Raw genomic sequence first — 22,697 nt, 5'->3', positions numbered from 1 at the left:
GCCGTGCGCCCCGTCCTTGCTGCCATGCGGCATGCGGCGTCGCGCCGTCTCGGCGACAACGCGTGGCCGGGCAATGCCCTCGGGCACGCCTTACGCCGCCGGGCTAAAGGGTATACTTCATATGCATCTTTTAGTATCTGTTGCCGGAAAAGCATGGAGACCAGACCTGTCATGGACTCACCAGAGAGCATCCAACAGCATTTGGCCGCTATCGTGGAAAGCTCGGAAGATGCGATCGTCACCAAGGACCTCAACAGCATCATCCTGAGCTGGAACCGCGGCGCGGAGAAGCTGTTTGGCTACACTGCGGAAGAAGCCATCGGCCGGCCGATCACGATCATCTTTCCCGACGACCGGATGGACGAGGAGGTCGACTTCATCGCCCGCCTGCGGCGCGGCGAGCGGATCGCGAATTACGAAACGGTCCGTCAACGCAAAGATGGAAGCCCTGTCCCGGTGTCGCTGACCGTCTCGCCCGTGCGCGATGCCGAGGGACATGTCGTCGGCGCATCTAAGATCGCGCGCGACATCACCTTGCAGCATCAACTGGCAGAGCAGCAGCGGCTGCTCCTGTCAGAGATGCGCCACAGGGTCGGGAACGCCTTCGCCGTCGCGGCCTCCCTGATTGCCGTGGCCGCGCGACAGGCGGAAAGCGTCGAGCAGCTCAGTTCCGAAATGCGCTGCCGTCTCCACGCCATCGCGTCGCTCAACTCGATGACGGTGAACGACCCATCCGGCGACGAAGCGGAAGGCATGCCGCTCTCCTATCTCGTGAGCACCATCCTGAAACCTTTCAGCGAAGGGGCGACGGTCCAGACCTCGCTTCCCGATATTCAGGTGCGACCCGCCGCGATCACGCCCCTGACGCTCGTTCTGTTCGAACTCGCGACGAACTCGGTGAAGTACGGTGGCCTTTCGCGGGACGGCCACGGCATCGAGATAAACGCCGAGATAGAAGACGGGCGCTTCGGGCTCACGTGGAAAGAACCCGGCATCACCGAAGCGGGGTCGGGCCAAGCAGAAAGCAAGGGGTTTGGCACGTCCCTGTGCCGGCTGACCGTATCAACCTCGCTCGGAGGTAGCTTCTCGCGCGAATTCACGCCAGAGGGTCTGGTCGCGACCTTGGACCTCGATCTGGCCGCCGTATCGGAAATGTCGTGAGAGCGACCGGCATCGAGATGTGCGACCTGAAGGTCTGGCCTGCCGATTTGCGTCCGGGCCGGAGTAAGGGCTACGTATACCTCAAAGATGGCGGCAAAATCACGAGGCTCGGCAATGACGCGGGACGACAGCGCATCCAAACCGGCAGAGCTTCGGCACCGGATCATGGCCGGCTTCATCGGCAACGTGGTCGAATGGTATGACTTCGCGCTCTATGGCTATCTGGCGGGCGTCATCGCCCCGGTCTTCTTCCCCTCGAACGACCCGACCGCGGGCCTGATTGCAACCTACGGGATTTTCGCGGCCGGGTTCCTGATGCGTCCTCTAGGCGCGGCGGTGTTCGGGTGGTTCGGCGACCGCTACGGGCGCGCCCGAACGATGCAGATCTCGGTCGTGATGATGGCGATGCCGACGCTGTTTCTGGGCATATTACCAACCTATGCGCAGGTCGGCGTGCTGGCGCCGGCACTTCTGGTTCTGGTGCGGCTGCTGCAGGGCCTGTCGGTCGGTGGGGAGTTCTCGTCCTCGGCGACCTATCTTGTCGAAACCGCACCCCTGAAGAAACGCGGCCTGACGGGGAGCTGGGCCAATATCGGCTCCATGTCGGGATCACTTCTCGGGGTCGGGGCGGCGGCGCTGGTGACGAACCTGTTCGACGCGCAGACGCTCGCCGATTGGGCGTGGCGCCTTCCCTTCCTTGGGGGCGCACTCCTCGGGACAGTGGCGATCCTGATCCGCCGCAACCTGCACATGTCCGAGCATTTCCGGCAGCATCAGGAGGGGCGCGACGAGACGTCCCCCCTTCTCGAAGCCTTCACGACGAACCGTAAAGAGACGCTTCTGGCGGTGACCTTCGCGGCCAGTTACGGCACCTGCTACTACATCGCCTTCGTCTATCTTCCGGAATGGCTGTCCGGTCAGGGCTTGATGGCGCGAGACACGGCGCTTCTGATCAACACCGCGATGACGGTCCTCGTGATCCCCGCGATGCCACTGGCGGCGATCGTGGGCGACCGGTGGCTGCCGCGCAAGGTCTGGATCGCTCGGGCGATCGGGTCGTTGGCGCTGGCCGCGTGGCCCTTGCACGAATGGATGCTCACGTCAGGCGGCGCGATTCTGCCCGTGGTGGTGGCGCATGCGGTGAGCTTCCTGCTCTTGGCCGTACCGCTGGGATCGGGGCCCGCCCTGTTCGCGGAGATGTTCCCCGAGCGGGACCGGCTCTCGGGCTATTCCGTGGCCTTCAACATCGGCCTCGGCATCTTCGGAGGTCTCACCCCGATGATCGCAACGAGCCTCATCGCCGCGACGGGCCTCGTCACCGCCCCCGCGCTCTACATGCTCGTGGCGGGCTTGATCGCTGTGGTCGCACTCGTCTTCACCCCGGATCGCAGCCGCGCGCCCTTGCGCTGACCGGATCGCCTGGCGAAACCCGATTGAAAGCTGGACCGATCGCCGGGATGCGCTATCACGGTATCGGCGCGATCCTCTGCGGACTGACGCGCGATCGACCGTGAACCGTGCAGAAGGAACGCAGACCGGATGGAACAGCGCGGAACCGACCGTTTCAAGCTCGCTCTTCTCGCGCTCGCCGCAGCGGCCCTGATCGTGGGGCTCGCCTTCTGGTTCGCGGGCGCCGAGGCCATGGCAAAAGCGAGCTGGGTCGTCGGCGTCGTGCCCACCCTCGCCGCGCTGGTTTACGAAATCTCGCGCAGCCTGAGGCGCGGCGAAGTCGGTCTGGATATCGTGGCCGCGCTCTCGATGACCGCCGCGCTTGTCTTTGACGAAACACTCGCGGCCGCGGTCGTGGCGGTGATGTATTCCGGCGGCACGTTCCTCGAAAGCTTCGCCGAAGGCCGCGCCCGGCGGGAGATGCACGACCTGCTTTCCCGCGTCCCTCGGACCGCGACGCGTCACCGCGACGGCGAGCTGGAAGATATCTCCCTCGACGAGATCGCCCCCGGGGACCGCCTGCTGATCCATCAGGGCAACGTGGTGCCCGTGGACGGGACCTTGGCGTCCGAGACGGCTTTTCTGGACACATCGGCGCTGACCGGGGAGTCCTTGCCAGTGCGTCTGGCGCACGGGGGCGACATCATGAGCGGCTCGACCAACGCGGGCGAAGCCTTCGACCTTATCGCGGTGCGGCCCGCGAAGGACAGCACCTATGCCGGGATCGTCCGGCTGGTCGAGGAAGCGCAGGCCTCGAAGGCGCCGATGTCGCGGCTGGCGGATCGCTGGTCTCTGGGCTTTCTCGTGGTCACCGTCGCCATCGCCTTCGCCGCGTGGTGGTTCACCGGAGACCCGATCCGGGCCGTTGCCGTTCTGGTGGTCGCGACGCCCTGCCCGCTCATCCTCGCCGTACCGGTCGCGCTGGTCGCGGGCCTCTCGCGCGCGGCGCATTACGGCGTGCTCATCAAGGGTGCGGGCCCGCTTGAGACGATGGCGCGTATCCGCACGCTGATCCTCGACAAGACCGGGACTCTGACCGACGGCCGCCCGCAGATCGTGTCCATCGACAGCCATGACGGGATGGAGGAGGACGAGATCCTGCGCCTCGCCGCAGCGCTCGATCAGGCGTCGAAACACCCCGTAGCACAGGCGATCGTCGCTGAGGCGAAAGAGCGCGGCTTCACCCTGCCCGTCCCCTCGGATGTGGCTGAAATCGCCGGCGAGGGAGTCGTCGGCCATGTCGAGGGGCGCAAGGTCTTCGTCGGCGGTGACGATTTCGTAGCGGCGCGGGTCGGGCGCAAACCGGGCGATCACCCAGCGATGGCCGCCGGGGCGGTTCTCGTCGCCGTCGCAGTGGATGGCAGGATGGCCGGGCATCTGGTGATGGCCGATCCGCTGCGCGAAGGTGCGGGCGCGATGCTCGACGGGCTGCGTCAGGAGGGGATCGCCCGGATCCTGCTCGCCACCGGCGACCGGACGGACGTCGCCGAGCGTGTGACCGAGGGCCTCGGCCTCGACGGGTTGCGCGCGGGCCTCACACCGGACCAGAAAGTTCTCCTCGTGCTCTCCGAGCGCAAGAACGGGCCGGTCATGATGGTGGGCGACGGCGTGAACGACGCGCCCGCCCTCGCCGCGGCAGATGTCGGCGTCGCCATGGGCGCACGCGGGGCCGCCGCCTCGGCCGAAGCGGCGGATGTGGTGCTTCTCGTCGACCGGATCGATCAACTGCGCGCGGGAATCGAAATCGCCGCGTCCTCGCGGCGGATCGCCTTCGAGAGCGTCGCCGCCGGGATCGGGCTCTCCGTGCTCGGTATGATCGCGGCCGCCTACGGCTACCTCACCCCGGTCGAGGGGGCGATTTTGCAGGAGGTGATCGACGTCGCCGTCATCCTCAACGCCTTGCGCGCCCTCCGGATCAGGCCCGAGTGAGACCGCATCGCAATCGCGCGCCCTCACCCGGCCCTGCGCCGAAAGATGCTATCGCAGGTAGACCTGGTTGCCGCTGCGCACGACGCTCACCCTGTCGCCGACGCGGAACTGGTTCGACATCTGGATCACGGTGATCGAGCCGCCATTGTCGAGCCGCACGGTCCACGCATAGGAGGTGTAGGTGCCGCCCTGGCTGGCGATGTTGCTACCGACGATCGTGCCCGCGATCGCGCCGACGCCGGTCATCACGTCCTTGCCTTTCCCTGAGCCGAGCTGATGGCCAATCACGGCACCGACGAGACCGCCCGTGACCGCGCCGACGATCTGGTCGCCGTCACTGGTCCGGCGCATCGTGACCGGCTGCATCGCGACGATGCGGCCGTATTCCACACTCTCGTAATTGTAGGTGGTGCGCGTGCCGGGGGCCGGGCCGTTATAGGGCCCGGTCGCATAGGGACCCGGCGTCGGGTTACAGGCAGCGACGCTCAGCGCCGCCGGCAGGACAAGAAGAAAGAAACGCATTTGAACCTCCATGGTAGCTCCGCCGCATGTCGTCGACATCGGGGCGTAGGAAGAGCTTGCCGCGACTCAGAGAGCGTTTCCTTGTTTTCGGACAATACGCGCGAAGAAGTCGCAGGCGGAGGCTGCATGGAGGGGAGAAAGTTTCTTGGCGATCCCTGAAGGACTCGAACCCTCAACCTGCTGATTAGAAGTCAGCTGCTCTATCCAGTTGAGCTAAGGGACCGCGTGGCCCCTAAATGCGCGATCGGGGCGCGCGGCGCAAGTTCAGATCGCGCGCATCAGGAAGACGGAATTCGGATCGGGCTGGTAGCCGACATAGGGCCCGCATTCCGTAAAGCCCGCGCGCAGGTAAAGCTGGCGCGCCGGGGCGAAGGAGTCCTGCGATCCGGTCTCGAGATAGAGGCGCGCCATGCCCTCGGCGCGGGCGGCTTCGACCAACTGCTCGAGCATCCGCTGCGCCAGCCCCTGCCCGCGCATTTCGGAAAGGATGTGCATCGACTTGATCTCGCCCTCATCGGGCGCGATGCGCTTCAGCGCCCCCATGCCGACCGGGCGTCCCGCCTGCCGCATAACGAAAAACGAGATGCCGGGCGCGGCGAGCGCATCGGGCGGCAGCATATGGATCGACTCCGGCGGCGTATCGGCGTGCATCGCCGCCGCGTGGCGGGCGTGAAGCTCTGCGAGATCGCCCCCCAGCGGGGTCTCGCGCGCGATTTCGATCGTGTCTTGCATTGGGCGTCCTCATTCGTATCGGCGGCAGATTAGGCATGGCGCGCGCCGGCCTCCAGCGCGAAAACGCATCAGTTGCGAATGACTTTGCAGAAGCCGCCCCCACCGCGGATTTTCTCGCAGGTCGCCAGCGCCTCCTTGCGCGAACCCGCCGGGACCTGCGCGGTGTATTGCGCGCGTCGTCCGAAGCCCGGCATGACCGCACGTACGAAGCGCAGCTTGGCGTCGCCGATAACCCCGGAGTGGCGCGCGGCAGCCTTTTTCCCGAAAGTCTCGGCCGATCTCTGGGTGCGCCCGGCGGCCACGATGACGCCCCAGGGCGGGACCGGATCGCGGAATTCGCGGATCGCCTGACCCTCCGCCAATGTGGTGCAGGCGACGAGGAAAGGCGTATCGCCATCGAGCCTGTAATCCACCCCATCTGGCGGCGTGTCGCGCCAGTCTTCTGCCGAGTGGCCGGTGATCGCGCGGACATAGGCCCGGGTTTCTCCCGCGAGGCCGTCGGTCTTCGCAATGAAGCCCGCCGCGCGATCCTCGCCGCCGTTATAGCCGATCGCTGCGAGGCCGGGATTGCCGAAGCGTCTGGCCATCTCGCCGAGGTAACGCGCCGAGGCCTCGATCGCTTCCGCCGGGTTGAACGGGTCGGCAAGCGCGCGCAGCCGCGCCGTGCCCGGCATGAATTGCGCGATACCCTGCGCGCCCGCCGGGCTGATCGCCGCCGGATCGAACCGGCTTTCGCGCCACAAAAGCCGCGCGAAATAGCCCGGATCGAGCCCAGCTTCGTCGGCCGCGCTTTGAATGAGCCCGCAGGTGTCGGCGAAATAATCCGTCAGTCCGATACATCGCCGCCCGTCCGCGGTGCAGCGCAGATCGGGCGCGGGCGGACCGATCATCGCCCGCGCCGGTTGCGCGTTCGGCGCCCCCGCGAGGGCACAGAGGATCAGGGCGGAAAGGACGGCTCGCATTGCGGAAAATTACCGGGATTCCCGGCGTGGGGCCAGCGCGAGTTCAAGGACGAAGTCACCAGACATCGTGCGGCTGCATGGACGAATGGGCTGGCTTCAAGCAGCGGTCGCTCAGCCCCAGTCGCGCAGCCCTAGTCGCGCAGCACCCCGGCGGCGGTCAGCGCGTGCCGGTCAGGCCGCCAGATATCGGCATGCGGTGTCGCGAAGGCCCGCGCGGCGAAGCGCGCCGTCACGCCACGCTCGCGCAGGAAAGCGCGGTCGATCTCCTCCTCTTTTCCGATGTCGATCGGCAACGGGTAAGCTTCCAGGCTGTAGCCGTGAAAACCCAGCTTCCCTTCGGGGCCAAGATCGCGATGCGCGCCTGCCATGAAAATCAGCGTGCAGGCCGAGTAGCATCGCTTCGTCACCCGCGTCTTCAGCCCCCGCCTCATCACGCGCTGCGCCAGCGCGCGGGCGGCAAAGACGTGCCCACCGGCGCTGTCGAGATCGATCGCCGAGACGCCCTGCGTCGGGGTCGCCTCGAACCGAGCCAGAAGATCGTAGCTGATATCGCCGGTGAGATAGGCGATGCCGTTTCGCACCTCCAGCGGCATCGGCCCGGCATGAGCGATCGGCGCCAAGGCCATTGTTTGCCGTGCCGATTGGTCGAGCGCATGCGTCGCGCTCACCACCGCGACGGCCCCGATCGCCACACGCGCGGCGAACAGCACATCGCCCCGTGCCCGCGCATCGACCCAATGTGAGACGCTGCGCCACGCCCCCACCACCTGCCATACCGCCAGCGCGATGTCCGCGAGGATGAGCATTGAGAAGAGTGGCATTGGCACCGGCGGCGACACGACCTGCCAAAGCCGAGCCACGGCGAACCGCCCGCCGATGAGCACGACTATAAGCGCGATCCACGGCGGGTACGCGCCGCGCCAATATGCGCCGATGCCCCAGAGCGGGGCTGGTTGCGATGTCCGGGTGGCTCGGGCCATTCACGCCGTCCTTTCGAACACTATCAAGCGTCAGTGTAGCACGACCGAGCCGAAAACCGGGAATCCGCCTCGCCGACCGGGCTGCGAGGCAGACCGAAGGTGGACCTTCTGCGACGACGGGAGCCTCTGTTATACTTATCGGATCGGGAGGTTTCTTCGCATGATCACGCTGACGATCAATGGGCGACATATCGACGTCGCGGACGGCACCAGCTTGCTGGAGGCGGCGAAGACAGCCGGCATCCACATCCCGACCTTGTGCCATTATCCCGGCCTGCCCGCCCATGCCGTGTGCCGCATGTGCCTCGTGGAGATCGAGGGCACGCAGAACCCGCAACCGGCCTGTCGCACTCTGGCGAAGGATGGGGACGTGGTGACGACGGACAGCGAAGCGCTGACTGCCTTTCGGAAAGCCGATGCGGAATGGCTGCTCGCGCGGCATCCGAACGACTGCATGCGCTGCGAAGTGAACGGGGCGTGCCAGCTCCAGCGTCTCGTCCATGAGAACCAGTGGGAAGAGCGTTGGCCGAAGACGCCGGCCGGGGCCGTCACCGCGTCGGAAGAACTCTCCTGCGATCACACCTCCCCCAGCATCTGGCGGGACTTGTCGAAATGTATCGAATGCGGGCTTTGCGCGGAGGTCTGCGGCGACAGCGTGCAGAACCAGAACGTGATCGGCTTCGCCAATCGGGGCTTCGACCGGCGCCCCGTCACCGTCTTCGACGTGCCGCTGTCGCAGACCAACTGCATTTCCTGCGGCCAGTGCACGCTTGTCTGCCCGGTTGGCGCGCTGATTGAGGCCCCGCACTGGCACGAGGTGCTGCGCACGCTCGATGCCCATCGGCGCGTCTCCGTGGTTCAGGTCGCCCCGGCGACCCGCATCGCCATCAGCGAGGAATTCGGTCTGGAGTCGGGAACTGTCAGCACGGGGCGCCTGATCAATGCGCTGCGGCTCTTGGGGTTCGATTATGTGTTCGACACGAATTTCGCCGCCGATCTCACGATCATGGAGGAAGGCACTGAATTGCTGTCGCGCCTCGAGGCGGGCACGGATTTGCCGCTGTTCACCTCCTGCTGTCCGGGTTGGGTGAATTGGGTCGAGTTGAACCGGCCCGATCTTCTGCCGCATCTGAGCACGACCAAATCGCCACAGCAGATGCATGGCGCGATCGCCAAACGGGGCCGCTTCGCGCGGTCACTGGGCCCTGATTTCGCAGACGGCAAGGCCGAACCCTACGTGGTGAGCGTGATGCCCTGCACCGCCAAGAAGGACGAGGCTCAGCGGCCCGGCGTCTCGGGCGACGTGGATCATGTGCTCACCACCCGAGAGCTGGCGCGGATGATCCGGTCGCGCGGGATCCCGTTCGGGGCGCTCTCCGAGGACGGGCAATTCGACAGCCCGCTGGGCGAGAGCACCGGGGCCGCCCAGATATTCGGCGCCTCGGGCGGCGTCATGGAGGCGATGGTCCGCACGGCTGCGCATTTCAAAGGGGTCGAGCACGATCTGCCGCTGGAATGGGAGGCACTGCGCGGTGTGCGCGAGGGCGTGAAGACCGCGACCATTCCCGGCGTCGGCACGGTGGCCGTGTGCAACGGGATCGCGTCCGCCCAGCGCATGCTGGAGGATGAGACGTGGCGCGAGGACTATGTCGCGATCGAGGTCATGGCCTGCGTCGGTGGCTGCCTCGGCGGCGGCGGCGAGCCGAAATCCATGGACCCGCAAATTCTGCAAAAACGCGCCAAGGCGATCTACAGCGTCGATGCAAAGGCACCGCGCCGCCGTTCCTATGAGAATGCGGATGTGCAGGCGCTCTATGCCTCGGAACTGGGCGCGCCGAACTCCCCGACCGCGCACCATCTGCTCCACACCCATTACGCCGCCAGACATTCCAAACGCTCGCTGCTGATGCGCTTTCTGGATTGCGTGGACCGGCGCGACGGTGCGGCGGCTGCAAAGCTGTTTCATCCCGACGGGGTCTGGTCGACCGCCTCTCCCTTCGGCGTGCTGACCGGCGCGGACGAGATCGCGGGGCTCATCGACGCGAAGCTTCCGCCGAACCTGCGCGGCGCGAAATATGCGCGCCACCAGATGGAAACCGCGGCCGATACAGACGATCTCACGGTCCTCGCCCCCGACGGGAGCCGCAGCCGCTTCGATCTGGAGCTGAGCACCGTGGAGGAGGACGGATATTCGCAGATGGCGATCAAGACCCTCACGCGCACGGTCCTTTGATGCGGTGATGTGCAAGCATTGCCCGCAGCGGCCGACGACAGATCGCGAATTGATCAACTCGCCGACCCCACGCGCGTTTCTTCTTCCCTTCTTGTTCTAGAGCAAAGCCATAGCGGGCGACGGGGTTCATCCTTTGCGACGTATCACACCTGCCCTCCCTGCGGGACGAGAAACCGGAACGGATTCATCATGCCGAGTCAGAGCCGCGACGAGATCGAACACGTATTGTCCAGCGCGAAAAGCCGCCGACCTTGGCGGCTCTGGGCCCTCGGCGCGGGGGCCCTCGTGATCGCGGTCGGCGCTTGGGTCTGGTTGGCGCCGTCCCGCGACAGCACCGGCACGAGCTACATCACGCAGGCCGTCACCCGGGGCGATTTGACCGTCACGGTCACCGCGACCGGCACGGTGCAGCCCACGACGGAAGTCGAGGTCTCCTCGGAGCTGTCGGGTACGCTGGCAAGCATCGACGTCGACTATAACGACGAGGTCAAAGTGGGTCAGGTCCTCGCGCGGCTCGACGATACGAAATTCAAGGCGCAGGTCGCCAATGCCGAGGCCGCGCTCGCGGCCGCCAAGGCGCAGCTCGCACAGGCCGAAGCCACGCAGAAAGAAGCGACGGCGCTTTATGAGACACAGGCGGAACTGGACCGGCGCGGCGTCTCGACCCATAGCACCTTCGTCACCTATATCGCGCAGCGCGATCGCGCGGTGGCGGCCGTTCAGGCCGCGAAAGCGTCGCTGACTTTGGCCGAGGCGAACCTTGCTTTGGAGAAGGACGATCTGGAGAAATCGGTCATCCGGTCCCCGATCAACGGCGTCGTTCTGGACCGCAATGTCTCGGCCGGTCAGATCGTGGCCGCCTCGCTATCCGCGCCCACCTTGTTCACGCTCGCCGAGGACCTGCGCCGCATGCAGTTGCTCGTCGATATCGACGAGGCGGATATCGGTCAGGTCGCGGTCGGCAATGACGCGACATTCACCGTCGACGCCTATTCCGGTCGCTCTTTCCCGGCGACGATCACGCAGGTGCGCTACGCCCCCGAGACAACCGACGATGTCGTGACCTACAAGGGTGTGCTGGCGGTCGACAATGCCGACCTGCTGTTGCGCCCCGGCATGACCGCGACGGCGACGATCACCGTGGACGAGGCCAAGGACGCGCTCCTGATCCCGAATGCGGCGCTGCGCTATGCGCCCCCGCAAGAGGTCGAAGACGCAGGCAATGGCGCGAGCGGGCTCATCGGCCTCGTGATACCGAGCCGACCGGGTTCGGAGAGCGGTACCGCGAGCGGGAAATCCGTCTGGGTTCTTCGCGAGGGCACCCCTGTCGAGGTTGCGGTCACGCCGGGGGCGACGAATGGCAAGTTCACGATCGTCACCGAAGGCGACCTGGTCGTCGGCGATCAGGTCATCACCGATCAGCGGGACACGTCGCGATGAGTGAGCCGCTCCTCGAACTGCGCGGAATCGAGCGCCACTACGGCCACGGGGAGACCCTCGTGCGTGCCCTCGACGGCGTGGATCTTCGCGTCGAACCGGGGGAATTCCTTGCGATCATGGGCCCCTCGGGGTCGGGAAAGTCGACCGCAATGAATATCATCGGCTGCCTCGACCGGCCCACCGCGGGGAATTACCTGTTCAACGGCGTCGAGGTCGCGACCCTGAACCGCGATCAACGGGCCCTGCTGCGCAGGCATTACCTCGGCTTCGTCTTTCAGGGCTACAACCTTCTGCCGCGCACCACCGCGCTGGAGAACGTCGAACTTCCGCTGATCTACAAAGGGATGCGGAAGGCCGAACGCGTGGCGCGCGCCCAGCTGGCTCTGGCACGCGTCGGGCTTGAGGGGCGCGAGGATCACACGCCGTCGCAGCTCTCGGGTGGTCAGCAGCAACGGGTCGCGATCGCGCGGGCGCTTGCGGGAGAGCCGATGGTTATGCTCGCCGACGAGCCCACGGGCAATCTCGACACCAAACGCAGCGTCGAGATCATGGACCTGATGCAGGATCTCAACCGCGAGTCCGGCCTGACCATCGTCATGGTCACGCATGAGGAGGATATGGCCGCCTACGCTTCGCGCCTCGTCGTCTTCACCGACGGCCGGGTCGTGCGTGACGAGAAGATGCGCGAGGGGGCCCTGTGATGCTCTGGGAAACCATCCGGCTCGCACTCACCGCGATCACCCGAAACGCGCTTCGCTCCTTTCTCACCGTGCTGGGCGTCGTGATCGGGGTGGCGGCCGTCATCGCGATGATGACCGTCGGGCAAGGTTCCTCGGAACAGGTCTCGGCGAATGTCGCCGCGCTCGGCACCAATGTTCTCGTCCTGCGATCCGGTGCGCGGATGATGGGGCCCGGATCGCGCGAGGCCGCCCCGCCCTTCAAGCTGTCGGACGCCGAGGCGCTGAAAGACCTGAGCAGCCTCTCCGCCGTCGCGCCGGTCGTCTCGACCGCGGCCACGGCCGTGTTCGGCAATAACAACCGCATGACGTCGATCACCGGGACGACCTCCGCCTATCTCGATATCGGTGGCTGGTCTCTCGCACTCGGGCGCAGCTTCACCCCGGCCGAGGATCGCAGCGGCGCCAATCTTTGCATCATCGGCGAGACCGTGCGGACGACCCTGTTCGGCGCGACCGATCCGACCGGCGAGAAGGTCCGCATCAAGTCGATTTCCTGCGAGGTGATCGGCTTGCTGAAGGCGAAAGGCGCAGGCTCGTTCGGGCAGGATCAGGACGATCTCGTCATCATGCCCATCCGAACGGTGCAAAGACGGCTGATGGGCAGTCAGGACGTTTCCACGATCTCGGTTCAGGTCGCGCCGAACGTGTCGACGGCCCGGGCGACCTCCGACATTGAGACCCTGATGCGCGAGCGGCGTCGCATCGCCATCGGCGAAGAGGACGATTTCTCGGTCTTCGACATGGCCGAGCTGAGTTCGATGCTCAATTCGGTCAACTCGGTGCTCACCGGCCTGCTCTCCTCCGTCGCGGCGGTCAGCCTGCTGGTGGGCGGCATCGGCATCATGAACATCATGCTCGTCTCGGTGACCGAGCGTACCCGCGAGATCGGCATCCGCCTCTCGGTCGGCGCGCAGGCGCATCAGGTGCTGATGCAGTTTCTGGTGGAGGCCGTCGTGCTCTCGGTTCTGGGCGGGATCATCGGCATCCTCTTCGGCCTCGGCCTCGCCTATGTCGCGTCGCGGATCATGGCGATCCCCTTCTCGCCACGCCCGGATATCATTCTTCTCGCCTTCGGCTTCTCGGCGGTAGTGGGAATGGTCTTCGGCTACTTCCCGGCGCGACGCGCGGCACGGCTCGACCCGATCGATGCGCTTCATTACCAGTAGAGGCGGTGGCCGGGTGGCCCCTGAAACGCAAAACGGCGCTGCCACCGCAACGCCGTTCTCGTCATTCGTTGGTGATGACCTGGCCCCTCAGTGCGTCCAGTTCGCGCGGCGGTCGGTGGCGAAGTTCTCGCCGTAGCCGCGAGCGCGGACATTCGGGGCGCGCTTATGCGGCTCGGTCACGACGTAATCGATGCCCTTTTCCTTGGCATAGGCTTCCGCCGCTTCGCGTGTCTCGAAGCGCAGCCGTACCTGCGCCTGCGTGTCGTTCGAGCTGGTCCAGCCCATCAGCGGGTCGATTTCGCGAGCGTCGGCAGCGACGTAGTCGAGATACCAGAACCGCGTCTTCGCGTTGCCCGATTGCATGGCGTTGCGGGCGGGTTGGTAAATGCGCGCGCGCATGGGCAAACTCCTCTGCGATACCTCTGGCTTTTCTTAGTGCATCTGCAACAAATCGCAAGCCCCGGAGCGCAATGGCAACGGATGCGCGGCGATTATGCAGGGTGCAGCGGGAAGGAAGGAAGACCGCCCGCCGCTGTTGCCCGGGCATCCGCTTTGCACGAAGAATGTGGCGGACCTGCGGACCGACCGGAGGGCAAGCTCAGGGTGACGCGCCGCTCGGCGGTCGGACACGCCCCAAGAGGCAAAAGACGCTCCGCCGGACCGACGCGCCCCTTGGTCGAACTCCGCCACAAGCCTCTGTTAAATATGGACAATCCGACAGCACGCATTAAGCTTTCCGCGTCCTCCCTCGCAAACCCTTGAATGCGAACGAAAAGAGGACAAATCTGGGGAGCAAGCAAAAGGTCTGCCCGATGCCCCACAACAATACCAATCTGCCCACCGAACGCCCCGATGTGCTTACCCGCCCCAAGCTGGAAGGCGGCAAGCGGTTCGTGATGCACACTCAGTACGCTCCGGCCGGCGACCAACCCACCGCGATTGCAGAGCTGTCTTCCGGGATCGAGGCGATGGAGCGCGATCAGGTGCTGCTCGGGGCGACCGGGACCGGCAAGACCTTCACCATGGCAAAGGTGATCGAGGAGACTCAGCGCCCCGCGATCATCCTCGCGCCCAACAAGACCCTGGCCGCGCAGCTCTACGGCGAGTTCAAGAGCTTCTTCCCCGAAAACTCGGTGGAATATTTCGTCTCATATTATGACTACTACCAGCCCGAAGCCTACGTGCCGCGCTCGGACACCTATATCGAGAAGGAATCACAGATCAACGAGCAGATCGACCGGATGCGCCACTCGGCCACCCGGGCGCTTCTGGAACGTGACGACGTGATCATAGTGGCCTCGGTCTCGTGCATCTACGGCATCGGCTCGGTCGAGACCTATTCGGCGATGACGCAGGATCTCAAGACCGGCGACCTGATCGAGCAGCGCAAGTTCATCAACGAGCTGGTGGCGCAACAGTACAAACGCCTCGACGCGGCCTTCCAGCGCGGCGCGTTCCGGGTGAAGGGCGACACGGTCGATCTGTGGCCCGCCCACTTGGAGGACCGCGCCTGGCGGTTCTCCTTCTTCGGCGAAGAGCTGGAGGCGATCACGGAGTTCGACCCGCTGACGGGCGCGAAGACCGACAGTTTCGACCAGATCCGCATCTACGCGAACAGCCACTACGTCACACCACGCCCGACCCTGCAGCAAGCGGCCAAGGGCATCCGCAAGGAGCTGGCGCTCCGGCTCAAACAGCTGGAAGAGGAAGGCAAGCTGCTGGAGGCGCAGCGCCTCGAACAACGCACGAATTTCGATCTGGAGATGCTGGAGGCGACCGGCGTCTGCAACGGGATCGAAAACTATTCGCGCTACCTCACGGGTCGCGCACCCGGTGAGCCGCCGCCCACCCTCTTCGAATTCATCCCCGACAACGCGATCGTCTTCGCCGACGAGAGCCACGTCACCGTGCCCCAGATCGGCGGCATGTATCGCGGGGACTATCGGCGCAAGTTCACGCTGGCAGAACACGGCTTCCGCCTGCCGTCTTGCATGGATAACCGCCCTCTCAAGTTCGAGGAATGGGATGCGATGCGCCCGCAGTCGGTTTTCGTCTCGGCGACGCCCGCCGCATGGGAGCTGGAACAGACCGGCGGCGTCTTCACCGAACAGGTCATTCGCCCGACCGGCCTTCTGGACCCGATCGTGGAAATCCGCCCGGTCGAGACGCAGGTGGACGATGTGCTCGATGAAATCCGCACCGTCGCGGCGCGCGGCTATCGCACACTGGTCACCACGCTGACCAAACGCATGGCCGAGGATCTGACCGAATACCTGCACGAGCAGGGCGTTCGCGTGCGCTACATGCACTCCGACATCGACACGATCGAGCGGATCGAGATCTTGCGCGACCTGCGCTTGGGCGCGTTCGACGTGCTGATCGGGATCAACCTGCTGCGCGAGGGTCTGGACATTCCCGAATGCGGGCTGGTCGCGATCCTCGATGCCGACAAGGAGGGCTTCCTGCGCTCGGAAACCTCGCTGATCCAGACCATCGGCCGCGCCGCACGGAACTCCGAGGGGCGGGTCATCATGTATGCTGACAGGATCACCGGCTCGATGCAGCGCGCGATGGACGAGACCGACCGCCGCCGCGCCAAGCAGATCGCCTATAACGAGGAACACGGCATCACGCCGGAGACGATCAAGAAGAATGTCGATGACGTTCTGGCGGGCCTCTATCAGGGCGACACCGACATGTCGCGCGTGACCGCCAAGGTCGATGCGGTGAAGCCGGGGGCCAACCTTCAGGCCCATCTGGATGACATGCGTGCGAAGATGCGCAAGGCCGCCGAAGATCTGGAATTCGAGGAAGCCGCCCGCCTGCGCGACGAGGTGAAACGTCTCGAAGCGGTGGACCTCGCCGTCCACGACGACCCACTCGCACGACAGTCCGCAGTGGAAGCGGCAAGCGAGGCTGCGGTCAAGGCGACGGGCCGGTCTACTGCGGGTCGCCCGGGCCAGCGCGGGGGTGTGAAGCGGCGGAAGGGTCGGTGAGGCTTGTCCGGCGCCTCTTGCTGAGCCTCTGGCTCGGTGCGCTCGCCGTGCCCGCGCAGGCCCAGATACTAACCTGCGCCGCACCGCCATTCGACGATCCCCCCGAGGTCGCAACCATCGTCGATCAGCTGCGTCCCGCTCTCGACCGCTGGCCGAGCCTGCATGTTGCGCTCTTTCGAGACGCTAGAGAGCTGTGTGTTGCCGACACGCTGCACGATGCGCGGGGATATTTCGAGCCGCGCTCCTCCCGGCTCGTGATCGCCACCGATATGGCACCCGCTTTGCAAAAGGCAGTTCTGATTCACGAATTGCGCCATCTGGAGCAGAAATTCCACGGCTCCTGCCCCGAGCCGAACCTGTCGATGAAGGAAAACGCCCGCGCGATCTTCGCGATGGAGGCCGATGCCACCACCTACAGTCTCGCCGTCGCCTGGGACTTGCGCAAAGCCGAGATGCCCGACACCTGGAACGCGCTGGCGACCTGGCCAATGCAGGCCGATATCGCGACCGCGTTCGAGGCGGAAATGGGCCGCTCGGGCGATCTCATCAGCGCGGCCAGCGCCGCGTTCACCCAATGGTACGCGAAAGACGAACGACGCGAGCTGTACTACCTCGCGTCGTGCAGCGATTATCTCGAGTCCCGCGACCGGGACCACAGAATGCTCAGCTATGATCGACTTTCCAGCGGCTTCTTCAACGCGCTTTGTCGGCTTCCCGATGGCGAAGCCTACCCTTGCGCAGAATCCGGAGGATGAGGGTCAGCCGCCGCTGACCGTCAAGCCCAGCAGCCGCCATTGCTGCATCCCGCCGCGGTAGTAATAGATCTTTTCCGCCGGGAAGCCGGCTTCGATCATCCGGCGCGCGGCTGTCGGCGACTGGCCGCACCACGGACCGTTGCAGTAAAGCGCGACCGATTTCACGTCCGGACCATCGCAGATGAAGCCCTCGAAATCGGGCTGGCAGCCAAGCTCGCCCAGACGATCGGGGGCTTCCATATAGGGAATATTGATCGCACCGGGGATCGCACCGCCCTCAAAATCGCGGGTCACACGTCCGTCGACGACCACCACGTTGGGATCCTTGAGAAACTCCATCATCTCCAGTTCACCCACCGGGGTCACACCCGGCGCCGGGATCATCGGCTGGATGCAGAAATTCGGACAGGGGCGCGAGGTCTTGGCCCACTCGCCTTCCAGCTTGTTCTCGTTATCCTGAATCCGCTTGATCTCGACCGGCCCCTTGGCAGTCTCCACGGTCACGGACATAACGTCCGGGCGAATATTCACCGGCTCGGCGAAAGCGGGCGCGGTCAGAACAGGCGCGGCAACAAGCAGCGCGGCAAGAAACATGAAACGCATGATAACCTCCCTTTTTCGTGATCTTAACATAAATCCCGGCCTTGTCGCCGGACGTGCGGATCTTTAGCTCAACGAAATGAGAGCGATTTTGATCCTCGGTGCGGCTGTCTGGGCGGAGGGCGCCCCGTCCCCCACCTTGCTACGGCGCACGCGGCACGCGGCTGCGCTATGGCACGCGGGCGCGGCGGAGCGGGTGATCTGCTGCGGGGGTGTCGGGCGGTATCCACCGAGCGAGGCGGAAGTGATGGCCCGGATATTGCGCGCGGAAGGTGTGGATTCTGAGGCGATCTTTCTCGAAGATCGCTCGACCAGCACTTACGAGAATATCGGCTTCGCGCAGGCGCATCTGGATGGCGACGAGGTAACCATCGTGACCGATCCCTACCACGCACCGCGCGCGGTGATGATCGCGCGCCGGATGGGGCTGCGGGCACGCGCGGATTGCCCCACGCACCGCGCAAGCGCGAAGGCCCGCGCCCGCGAAGGCTTCGCCTACCTGAAGCTGGGATGGTGGATGGCGCGGGGCGGGCCCTTGCCCTGACCCGCGCCGCATGCGTCAGTCGAGGATCATCTTGCCGATGATCAGCACGATCACCGCCCCGACAAGCGCGATGGCGATTATCGCAAGCAGGCCGCCCGCCGCAAGCACCGCTCCGCCCAGAAGGGCCACGATGAACGGGGTGATGAGGGCGCCGACGACGCCGATCGCCAGATAGGCGGCTTTGTGCCGTCCGCCCGAGACGACGCTCGCGATCCAGCCCGCCAGAAGACCTGCGAGCACGAGAAGGATCAGGCCGACCGTGCCGATTGCTTGCAGAACGCTTTCCATGATTTCACTCCGATATGTCTTTTCACATCAACGCGAGGCGCGCTCTGAAGTTCCCTCTTCGCGCGCCTATTTCGGCAGCGCAGCGCCCCGTGCGCGCCAGTCAGAAATCGGCGGAAACTTCGTACATCACCGGCTCGAAATTGCGGCAGAGCGTGTAGATGACCCGGTTGCGCTCGATCATCTCGGGGCTGCGCAGCATCGCCTGATAGTCGCCGCGCTCGTGCCATTTGGAATAGGTCGCGATCCGCGTGCGCGCGTCGTTCATATGCAGCCCCGCGCCGATGAAACCGGGCGCTTTCGAGATCACCTCGGCATAGGCGGCTTGCAGCTTCTCCATCAATTCGTCGGCTGTGGCGGGCGTCATCTCGAAGGTGCAGATCACGGTCTGCCCTTTGAAATCGCTGGTAATCTCGGTCATGGGCGGTCCTCCTCCGGGTCATGCTCGCACAGAAGCGCGCAGAAATCACCGCTCTTTTGTTCTCCCGTATCAGAGCGGCAGAAGCGCCAGTGCCGGGATCGCTACGATCAGCGCGATCCGGATCAGATCGGCGCCGACGAACCAGCTGACCGCGCCCCAGCTCGCGCGGCCCGGCCCCTGCCCTTCGATGGCGGAAATGACGAAGAGGTTCATGCCCACGGGCGGCGTGATCAGCCCGACCTCGACCACGATCAGCACCAGCACCCCGAACCAGATCGCGAGTGCCTGCGGGTCGAGGCCGAAATCGAGCCCCGCGACGATCGGCCAGAAGGTCGGAACGGTCAGCAGGATCATCGAGAGGCTGTCCATGAAGCAGCCGAGCACGAGATAAAGAACCAGCATCGCGATCAGCACAGCCCACGGAGACACCCCCGCGCCGGTGATGATCTGCGCGAGTTCCTGCGGGAAGCGCGCGAAGCCGAGGAACCCGTTATAGACCGCCGCGCCAAGGATGATGAAGAACACCATCCCGGTCGTCTGCGCGGTCTCCAAAAGGGCGCGCACCAGCCCGCCTCCGCGCAAGCCCCCCGAGGCCCAGGCGGCGATCCCGGTCAGCGCCGCGCCGATGGCCGCACCTTCGGTGGGCGAAACGATGCCGCCATAGATGCCACCTACGACGAGTGCGAAGATCGCGACCACTGGCCAGATTCCAATCAGCGCCCGCACACGTTGGGTCAAATTGAGCGCAGCGCGCGGAGCGCCGGCGGCGTCAGGATGCCGGATCAGGTAGGCGCGCGTCGCGATCACGTAGCCCAGAACCGCCAGCAACCCCGGCAGCACGGCGGCGGCGAAGAGCGTCGCGATGTTCTGCTCGGTGAGGATCGCGAAGATCACCAGTACGATCGAGGGCGGGATCAGGATGCCGAGCGTGCCGCCCGCCGCGAGCGTCGCGGTGGCGAGCGCGCTCGAATAGCCCGCCGCCCGCATCTCGGGCAGTGCCACACGCCCCATCGTCGCCGCCGTCGCGAGCGAGGAGCCGCAGATCGCACCAAAGCCCGCGCAGGCTGCGATCGCTGACATCGCCAGCCCGCCCCGCCGGTGCCCGATCAGCGCGTCCGCGGCGCGAAACAGCGCGCGACTCATCCCCCCCTGGGTCGCGAATTGCCCCATCAGCAGGAACATCGGGATCACAGACAGCTCGTAATGGGCGAAGGTCGAAAACCCCTCGTTTTTCATCTTGGCGAGCCAGATCTGCGGGCTTCCGGTCAGCGCCCAGAGCCCGCCTGCGCCGAGAACCAGCATCGCCAAACCGATGGGCGCGCGCAGGGCGATCATCAAGAGCAGTAGCGGGAAAGAGGTCAATGCGAGGGCGAAATCACTCATCGTATCCCCCGCCAGCCGCAAGCCGCCAGCCGTTCCACGCGACCACCACGGCTGAGCCCCATGCGCCGGGCAAGCAGGCCGCATAGCCCCACCAGAGCGGCAGCCCCAGCAGGAAGGTCGTGGTGCCCGAGCGCATCTTCGCCCCCATACCCAATCCGATCCGCCACGCGATCACAGCGAACAACACCGCCGCCACCAACTGCCAGAACAGGTCAAGCCAGCGCGCCGAACGGCCACGCAGGATCTCGACCCGCGCATGGGCGTGGCGCAGTTGCACCAAGGGGATCATAGCGTAGACGATGGCAGGCAGGCTCAGTTCGACGATCTCGAAACCTGCCTTGAACGGGCCTATCCCAACGCCCCCGGGGAGCCAACCGCCTTGCGCGCCCTTCAAGCCGAGCGCGCCGAGGCTGGAAAGACAGGTCATCACGACCAGCGCCAATAGCACCAGCCCGCCGAGCAGCGCGAGCCCCTGCGCCGCCCTCTCGATCGCGCCGCGAGCCATGCTCAGAACAAGTGTTTCTCGATCAGGGCGCGCGCGGTTTCCAGTAGCTCATCGCCCGGCACGCCGTTCTCTTTCATCTCGGCGACCCATGCGTCGATCACGGGCTGCGAGGCGTCTCTCCACATAGGTGTATCCTCGGCCGGGATCGTGATGATCTCGTTGCCCAGATCCATCGCGGCCTGACGCGAGGGGATATCCTCGGCCTGCTGCAAACGGCCCGCCTGCGCCGAGAAGTCGGCGCCGGAGACGCTGTCGATCGCGGCTTGCAGTTCGGGATCGAGCGCGGCGTAGCGCTCCTTGTTCATCGCGAGGATGAAGCTCGCGGTGTAGATCGAAGGCCCGGCGAATTGCGTGTGATGGTGGACCAGCTCGCCGATGTGCAGCGAGGCGGACACCTCCCAAGGCAAAAGCGCCCCATCGATCGTCCCGCGGGAAAGCGCCTCGGGCACAGAAGGCACCGGCATCCCGACTGCCGTCGAGCCGAAATGCTCCAGCAGCTTCGTCGTCACCCGCGAAGGCCCGCGCAGTTTCAGCCCCTCGAAATCGGGAATGTTCCGCACCGCCTTGTTCGCGTGGATAACGCCCGGCCCGTGCACCCAGGTGCCCAGAAGATGGAAGTCGCGAAAATCCGTGTCGACCATCTCCGCTTGCGCCAATTCCCACAGCGCTGCGGAGGCCGCCTCGGCCTCGGCGACCATGAAGGGCAGCTCCATCACCTCGGTGCGCGGGAACCGTCCCGGCGTGTAGCCCGGCAGTGTCCAGACGATGTCGACCACCCCATCGGTGACCTGATCGACGAGATCGGTCGGTTTCCCGCCCAACTGCATGGAGGGGTAGTGCTGGATGCGAACCCGGCCCTGCGTCGCCTCCTCGACCGCCTTGATCCACGGTGTGAGGATATGGGCGGGCACGAAGCTGGTCAGCGGCAGGAACTGGTGGAGTCGCAGAGTGACCTCCGGCTCGTCGGCCAACACGGGCGGCGCGGCCAGAGCGGCGGCGCCTGCGGCAAGGGCGAAACTCTCACGGCGGGTGAATCTCTGGCTCATGCGGGGCTCCCTCTCACGCAGTCCAGAGCGGATTTACCCGGCGGATGCCCCGACGTCCAGTTTTGCTTTTCACGAGAGGACGGGATCTGTCATGCGGCGCGCGATCCGGTGCCCCGCTCGGGCGGATCCCTCCTCTTTCCGCAAAAGAAAAACCCGCGCCAAGCGCGGGCTTTTCCTGTCCCCGGAGCGTCAGGCCCTACCCCGTATCTCCGGAAATGAAAGAGGCCGGAACGCTAACGTCCGGCCTCTTCCAATTCGGTGTTAACCGAAATTAGTTGTTCGAGGCTGCGACAGCAACGCCGAGCAGCAGCAGAACCGGGATGATGATGCCGGCGTTCGAGGACGACGACTGCTCAACCACGACGGGCTCGGGCTCGACGACCGGAGCGGTGTAGCCACCGGCGAAAGCGGTCGAACCGGTGAGGCCGAGGGCCAGGGCGATGGTAGCGATCTTTTTCATAGTAATCTCCGTCATTACCGTAGGGAGCCGCCGGGTTTTCTGGCAGCTTCCCGGCGAGACTTACACAGCTTCCCGGGATTGCAAAGAGTGAATTACACGGCCCATTCACGCAGAGGCGAAGACTGTTGCACTTTGGCACGTTTATTGCATGAAATGCCCACAATTCGTGTCTAACGCGGCACATGGCACCATTCTGCGCTTCTTGAGCGGCGCGGATTCTGAGAAGAATTACCAGAACTTGCCGGGAAATGGCTTGCATCTTCGCCGCCCGGGAATCAAGGCATCGACATAGCACAGGCAAGGACGAGAATATGAAAATCGCGATGATCGGCACGGGCTATGTTGGCCTAGTTTCGGGGGTCTGTTTCTCGGATTTCGGCCATGAGGT

The 22,697-nt window shown here is 65.2% G+C and carries 22 protein-coding genes and 1 tRNA gene; 10 read left to right on the top strand and 13 right to left on the bottom strand.

Going from position 1 to position 22,697, the window contains the following annotated elements; all coding sequences use genetic code 11:
* The first annotated feature begins 3 nt into the window (after positions 1–3).
* The 3 genes from B6V75_RS13705 (at position 4) to B6V75_RS13695 (ending at position 4,539) form a co-directional block, all read left to right on the top strand.
* Positions 4–1,161 (top strand): PAS domain S-box protein, encoded by a 1,158-nt coding sequence (locus tag B6V75_RS13705; protein WP_146735143.1) that lies wholly within the window; start codon positions 4–6, stop codon positions 1,159–1,161.
* Positions 1,162–1,275: 114 nt separating this feature from the next.
* On the top strand, positions 1,276–2,571 hold the full coding sequence (locus B6V75_RS13700) for an MFS transporter (protein ID WP_206198495.1): 1,296 nt from the start codon (positions 1,276–1,278) through the stop codon (positions 2,569–2,571).
* A gap of 129 nt (positions 2,572–2,700) precedes the next feature.
* Positions 2,701–4,539, top strand: a complete 1,839-nt coding sequence (locus B6V75_RS13695; RefSeq protein ID WP_075776986.1) for a heavy metal translocating P-type ATPase — start codon at positions 2,701–2,703, stop codon at positions 4,537–4,539.
* Positions 4,540–4,587: 48 nt separating this feature from the next.
* Here the strand turns inward: B6V75_RS13695 and B6V75_RS13690 are convergent, their stop codons facing one another.
* From B6V75_RS13690 to B6V75_RS13670, 5 genes are all read right to left on the bottom strand, one after another.
* On the bottom strand, positions 4,588–5,061 hold the full coding sequence (locus B6V75_RS13690; protein ID WP_075776987.1) for a glycine zipper 2TM domain-containing protein: 474 nt from the start codon (positions 5,059–5,061) through the stop codon (positions 4,588–4,590).
* Positions 5,062–5,207: 146 nt separating this feature from the next.
* Positions 5,208–5,284, bottom strand: a tRNA-Arg gene (locus B6V75_RS13685).
* 41 nt (positions 5,285–5,325) lie between these two features.
* Complete coding sequence (locus B6V75_RS13680) at positions 5,326–5,793, bottom strand: GNAT family N-acetyltransferase (RefSeq protein ID WP_075774298.1); 468 nt, start codon at positions 5,791–5,793, stop codon at positions 5,326–5,328.
* Positions 5,794–5,861: 68 nt separating this feature from the next.
* Positions 5,862–6,683, bottom strand: coding sequence for a lytic transglycosylase domain-containing protein (locus tag B6V75_RS13675; RefSeq protein WP_088720289.1), 822 nt, complete (start codon positions 6,681–6,683; stop codon positions 5,862–5,864).
* A gap of 203 nt (positions 6,684–6,886) precedes the next feature.
* Positions 6,887–7,735, bottom strand: a complete 849-nt coding sequence (locus B6V75_RS13670; RefSeq protein WP_088720065.1) for a hypothetical protein — start codon at positions 7,733–7,735, stop codon at positions 6,887–6,889.
* Positions 7,736–7,895: 160 nt separating this feature from the next.
* On the opposite strand from B6V75_RS13670, the gene B6V75_RS13665 reads away from it, so the two are divergent.
* The 4 genes from B6V75_RS13665 to B6V75_RS13650 all read left to right on the top strand — a co-directional run bounded on the left by B6V75_RS13665 (position 7,896) and on the right by B6V75_RS13650 (position 13,314).
* Entirely contained in the window at positions 7,896–9,968 is a 2,073-nt protein-coding gene (locus tag B6V75_RS13665) for a [FeFe] hydrogenase, group A (RefSeq protein ID WP_088720064.1), read from the top strand.
* 189 nt (positions 9,969–10,157) lie between these two features.
* Positions 10,158–11,408: an efflux RND transporter periplasmic adaptor subunit gene (locus tag B6V75_RS13660; RefSeq protein ID WP_088720063.1), complete on the top strand. Its 1,251-nt coding sequence runs from the start codon at positions 10,158–10,160 to the stop codon at positions 11,406–11,408.
* On the top strand, positions 11,405–12,109 hold the full coding sequence (locus tag B6V75_RS13655; RefSeq protein ID WP_088720062.1) for an ABC transporter ATP-binding protein: 705 nt from the start codon (positions 11,405–11,407) through the stop codon (positions 12,107–12,109). Before B6V75_RS13660 ends, B6V75_RS13655 begins: the two co-directional genes overlap by 4 nt.
* A complete protein-coding gene (locus B6V75_RS13650; RefSeq protein WP_088720061.1) occupies positions 12,109–13,314 on the top strand; it encodes an ABC transporter permease in 1,206 nt (401 codons plus the stop codon). Before B6V75_RS13655 ends, B6V75_RS13650 begins: the two co-directional genes overlap by 1 nt.
* Before the next feature lie 87 nt (positions 13,315–13,401).
* On the opposite strand, the gene B6V75_RS13645 is transcribed toward B6V75_RS13650, so the two are convergent.
* Positions 13,402–13,713 carry an ETC complex I subunit gene (locus B6V75_RS13645; protein ID WP_075774291.1) on the bottom strand — a complete coding sequence of 104 codons (312 nt, stop codon included), beginning with the start codon at positions 13,711–13,713 and terminating at the stop codon, positions 13,402–13,404.
* Positions 13,714–14,126: 413 nt separating this feature from the next.
* On the opposite strand from B6V75_RS13645, the gene uvrB reads away from it, so the two are divergent.
* Positions 14,127–16,310: an excinuclease ABC subunit UvrB gene (gene uvrB / locus B6V75_RS13640; protein ID WP_088720060.1), complete on the top strand. Its 2,184-nt coding sequence runs from the start codon at positions 14,127–14,129 to the stop codon at positions 16,308–16,310.
* Positions 16,307–17,065 (top strand): DUF6782 family putative metallopeptidase, encoded by a 759-nt coding sequence (locus B6V75_RS13635; protein WP_146735142.1) that lies wholly within the window; start codon positions 16,307–16,309, stop codon positions 17,063–17,065. Before uvrB ends, B6V75_RS13635 begins: the two co-directional genes overlap by 4 nt.
* A gap of 3 nt (positions 17,066–17,068) precedes the next feature.
* On the opposite strand, the gene B6V75_RS13630 is transcribed toward B6V75_RS13635, so the two are convergent.
* On the bottom strand, positions 17,069–17,668 hold the full coding sequence (locus B6V75_RS13630) for a rhodanese-like domain-containing protein (protein WP_075774288.1): 600 nt from the start codon (positions 17,666–17,668) through the stop codon (positions 17,069–17,071).
* 76 nt (positions 17,669–17,744) lie between these two features.
* On the opposite strand from B6V75_RS13630, the gene B6V75_RS13625 reads away from it, so the two are divergent.
* A complete protein-coding gene (locus B6V75_RS13625; protein WP_088720058.1) occupies positions 17,745–18,209 on the top strand; it encodes a YdcF family protein in 465 nt (154 codons plus the stop codon).
* A 15-nt stretch (positions 18,210–18,224) separates the two neighbouring features.
* On the opposite strand, the gene B6V75_RS13620 is transcribed toward B6V75_RS13625, so the two are convergent.
* The 6 genes from B6V75_RS13620 to B6V75_RS13595 all read right to left on the bottom strand — a co-directional run bounded on the left by B6V75_RS13620 (position 18,225) and on the right by B6V75_RS13595 (position 22,309).
* Positions 18,225–18,497 carry a hypothetical protein gene (locus tag B6V75_RS13620; protein WP_075774286.1) on the bottom strand — a complete coding sequence of 91 codons (273 nt, stop codon included), beginning with the start codon at positions 18,495–18,497 and terminating at the stop codon, positions 18,225–18,227.
* 100 nt (positions 18,498–18,597) lie between these two features.
* Complete coding sequence (locus B6V75_RS13615; RefSeq protein ID WP_075774285.1) at positions 18,598–18,915, bottom strand: antibiotic biosynthesis monooxygenase; 318 nt, start codon at positions 18,913–18,915, stop codon at positions 18,598–18,600.
* A 69-nt stretch (positions 18,916–18,984) separates the two neighbouring features.
* Complete coding sequence (locus tag B6V75_RS13610; RefSeq protein ID WP_088720057.1) at positions 18,985–20,298, bottom strand: TRAP transporter large permease; 1,314 nt, start codon at positions 20,296–20,298, stop codon at positions 18,985–18,987.
* Entirely contained in the window at positions 20,291–20,803 is a 513-nt protein-coding gene (locus B6V75_RS13605; protein WP_088720056.1) for a TRAP transporter small permease, read from the bottom strand. Before B6V75_RS13605 ends, B6V75_RS13610 begins: the two co-directional genes overlap by 8 nt.
* Before the next feature lie 2 nt (positions 20,804–20,805).
* Entirely contained in the window at positions 20,806–21,849 is a 1,044-nt protein-coding gene (locus B6V75_RS13600; RefSeq protein ID WP_088720055.1) for a TRAP transporter substrate-binding protein, read from the bottom strand.
* A gap of 271 nt (positions 21,850–22,120) precedes the next feature.
* The gene (locus B6V75_RS13595) at positions 22,121–22,309 is read right to left on the bottom strand and encodes a hypothetical protein (protein WP_172976163.1); all 189 of its coding nucleotides are present in this window, start codon (positions 22,307–22,309) and stop codon (positions 22,121–22,123) included.
* Positions 22,310–22,697: the final 388 nt, after the last annotated feature.

The organism is Thioclava sp. F1Mire-8, assembly GCF_002213165.1.
Lineage (GTDB): Bacteria > Pseudomonadota > Alphaproteobacteria > Rhodobacterales > Rhodobacteraceae > Thioclava > Thioclava nitratireducens.
The sequence above is the reverse complement of the archived record's forward strand: the minus strand, read 5'-3'. Positions and strand labels throughout refer to the sequence as shown.

Bases quoted from the DNA above. Each gene is read 5' to 3' on its own strand.
- B6V75_RS13700 (WP_206198495.1), top strand. From the start codon at position 1,276: ATGACGCGGGACGACAGCGCATCCAAACCGGCAGAGCTTCGGCACCGG.
- B6V75_RS13695 (WP_075776986.1), top strand. From the start codon at position 2,701: ATGGAACAGCGCGGAACCGACCGTTTCAAGCTCGCTCTTCTCGCGCTC.
- B6V75_RS13690 (WP_075776987.1), bottom strand. From the start codon at position 5,061: ATGCGTTTCTTTCTTCTTGTCCTGCCGGCGGCGCTGAGCGTCGCTGCC.
- B6V75_RS13680 (WP_075774298.1), bottom strand. From the start codon at position 5,793: ATGCAAGACACGATCGAAATCGCGCGCGAGACCCCGCTGGGGGGCGAT.
- B6V75_RS13675 (WP_088720289.1), bottom strand. From the start codon at position 6,683: ATGATCGGTCCGCCCGCGCCCGATCTGCGCTGCACCGCGGACGGGCGG.
- B6V75_RS13670 (WP_088720065.1), bottom strand. From the start codon at position 7,735: ATGGCCCGAGCCACCCGGACATCGCAACCAGCCCCGCTCTGGGGCATC.
- B6V75_RS13665 (WP_088720064.1), top strand. From the start codon at position 7,896: ATGATCACGCTGACGATCAATGGGCGACATATCGACGTCGCGGACGGC.
- B6V75_RS13660 (WP_088720063.1), top strand. From the start codon at position 10,158: ATGCCGAGTCAGAGCCGCGACGAGATCGAACACGTATTGTCCAGCGCG.
- B6V75_RS13655 (WP_088720062.1), top strand. From the start codon at position 11,405: ATGAGTGAGCCGCTCCTCGAACTGCGCGGAATCGAGCGCCACTACGGC.
- B6V75_RS13650 (WP_088720061.1), top strand. From the start codon at position 12,109: ATGCTCTGGGAAACCATCCGGCTCGCACTCACCGCGATCACCCGAAAC.
- B6V75_RS13645 (WP_075774291.1), bottom strand. From the start codon at position 13,713: ATGCGCGCGCGCATTTACCAACCCGCCCGCAACGCCATGCAATCGGGC.
- uvrB (WP_088720060.1), top strand. From the start codon at position 14,127: ATGCCCCACAACAATACCAATCTGCCCACCGAACGCCCCGATGTGCTT.
- B6V75_RS13630 (WP_075774288.1), bottom strand. From the start codon at position 17,668: ATGCGTTTCATGTTTCTTGCCGCGCTGCTTGTTGCCGCGCCTGTTCTG.
- B6V75_RS13625 (WP_088720058.1), top strand. From the start codon at position 17,745: ATGAGAGCGATTTTGATCCTCGGTGCGGCTGTCTGGGCGGAGGGCGCC.
- B6V75_RS13620 (WP_075774286.1), bottom strand. From the start codon at position 18,497: ATGGAAAGCGTTCTGCAAGCAATCGGCACGGTCGGCCTGATCCTTCTC.
- B6V75_RS13615 (WP_075774285.1), bottom strand. From the start codon at position 18,915: ATGACCGAGATTACCAGCGATTTCAAAGGGCAGACCGTGATCTGCACC.
- B6V75_RS13610 (WP_088720057.1), bottom strand. From the start codon at position 20,298: ATGAGTGATTTCGCCCTCGCATTGACCTCTTTCCCGCTACTGCTCTTG.
- B6V75_RS13605 (WP_088720056.1), bottom strand. From the start codon at position 20,803: ATGGCTCGCGGCGCGATCGAGAGGGCGGCGCAGGGGCTCGCGCTGCTC.
- B6V75_RS13600 (WP_088720055.1), bottom strand. From the start codon at position 21,849: ATGAGCCAGAGATTCACCCGCCGTGAGAGTTTCGCCCTTGCCGCAGGC.
- B6V75_RS13595 (WP_172976163.1), bottom strand. From the start codon at position 22,309: ATGAAAAAGATCGCTACCATCGCCCTGGCCCTCGGCCTCACCGGTTCG.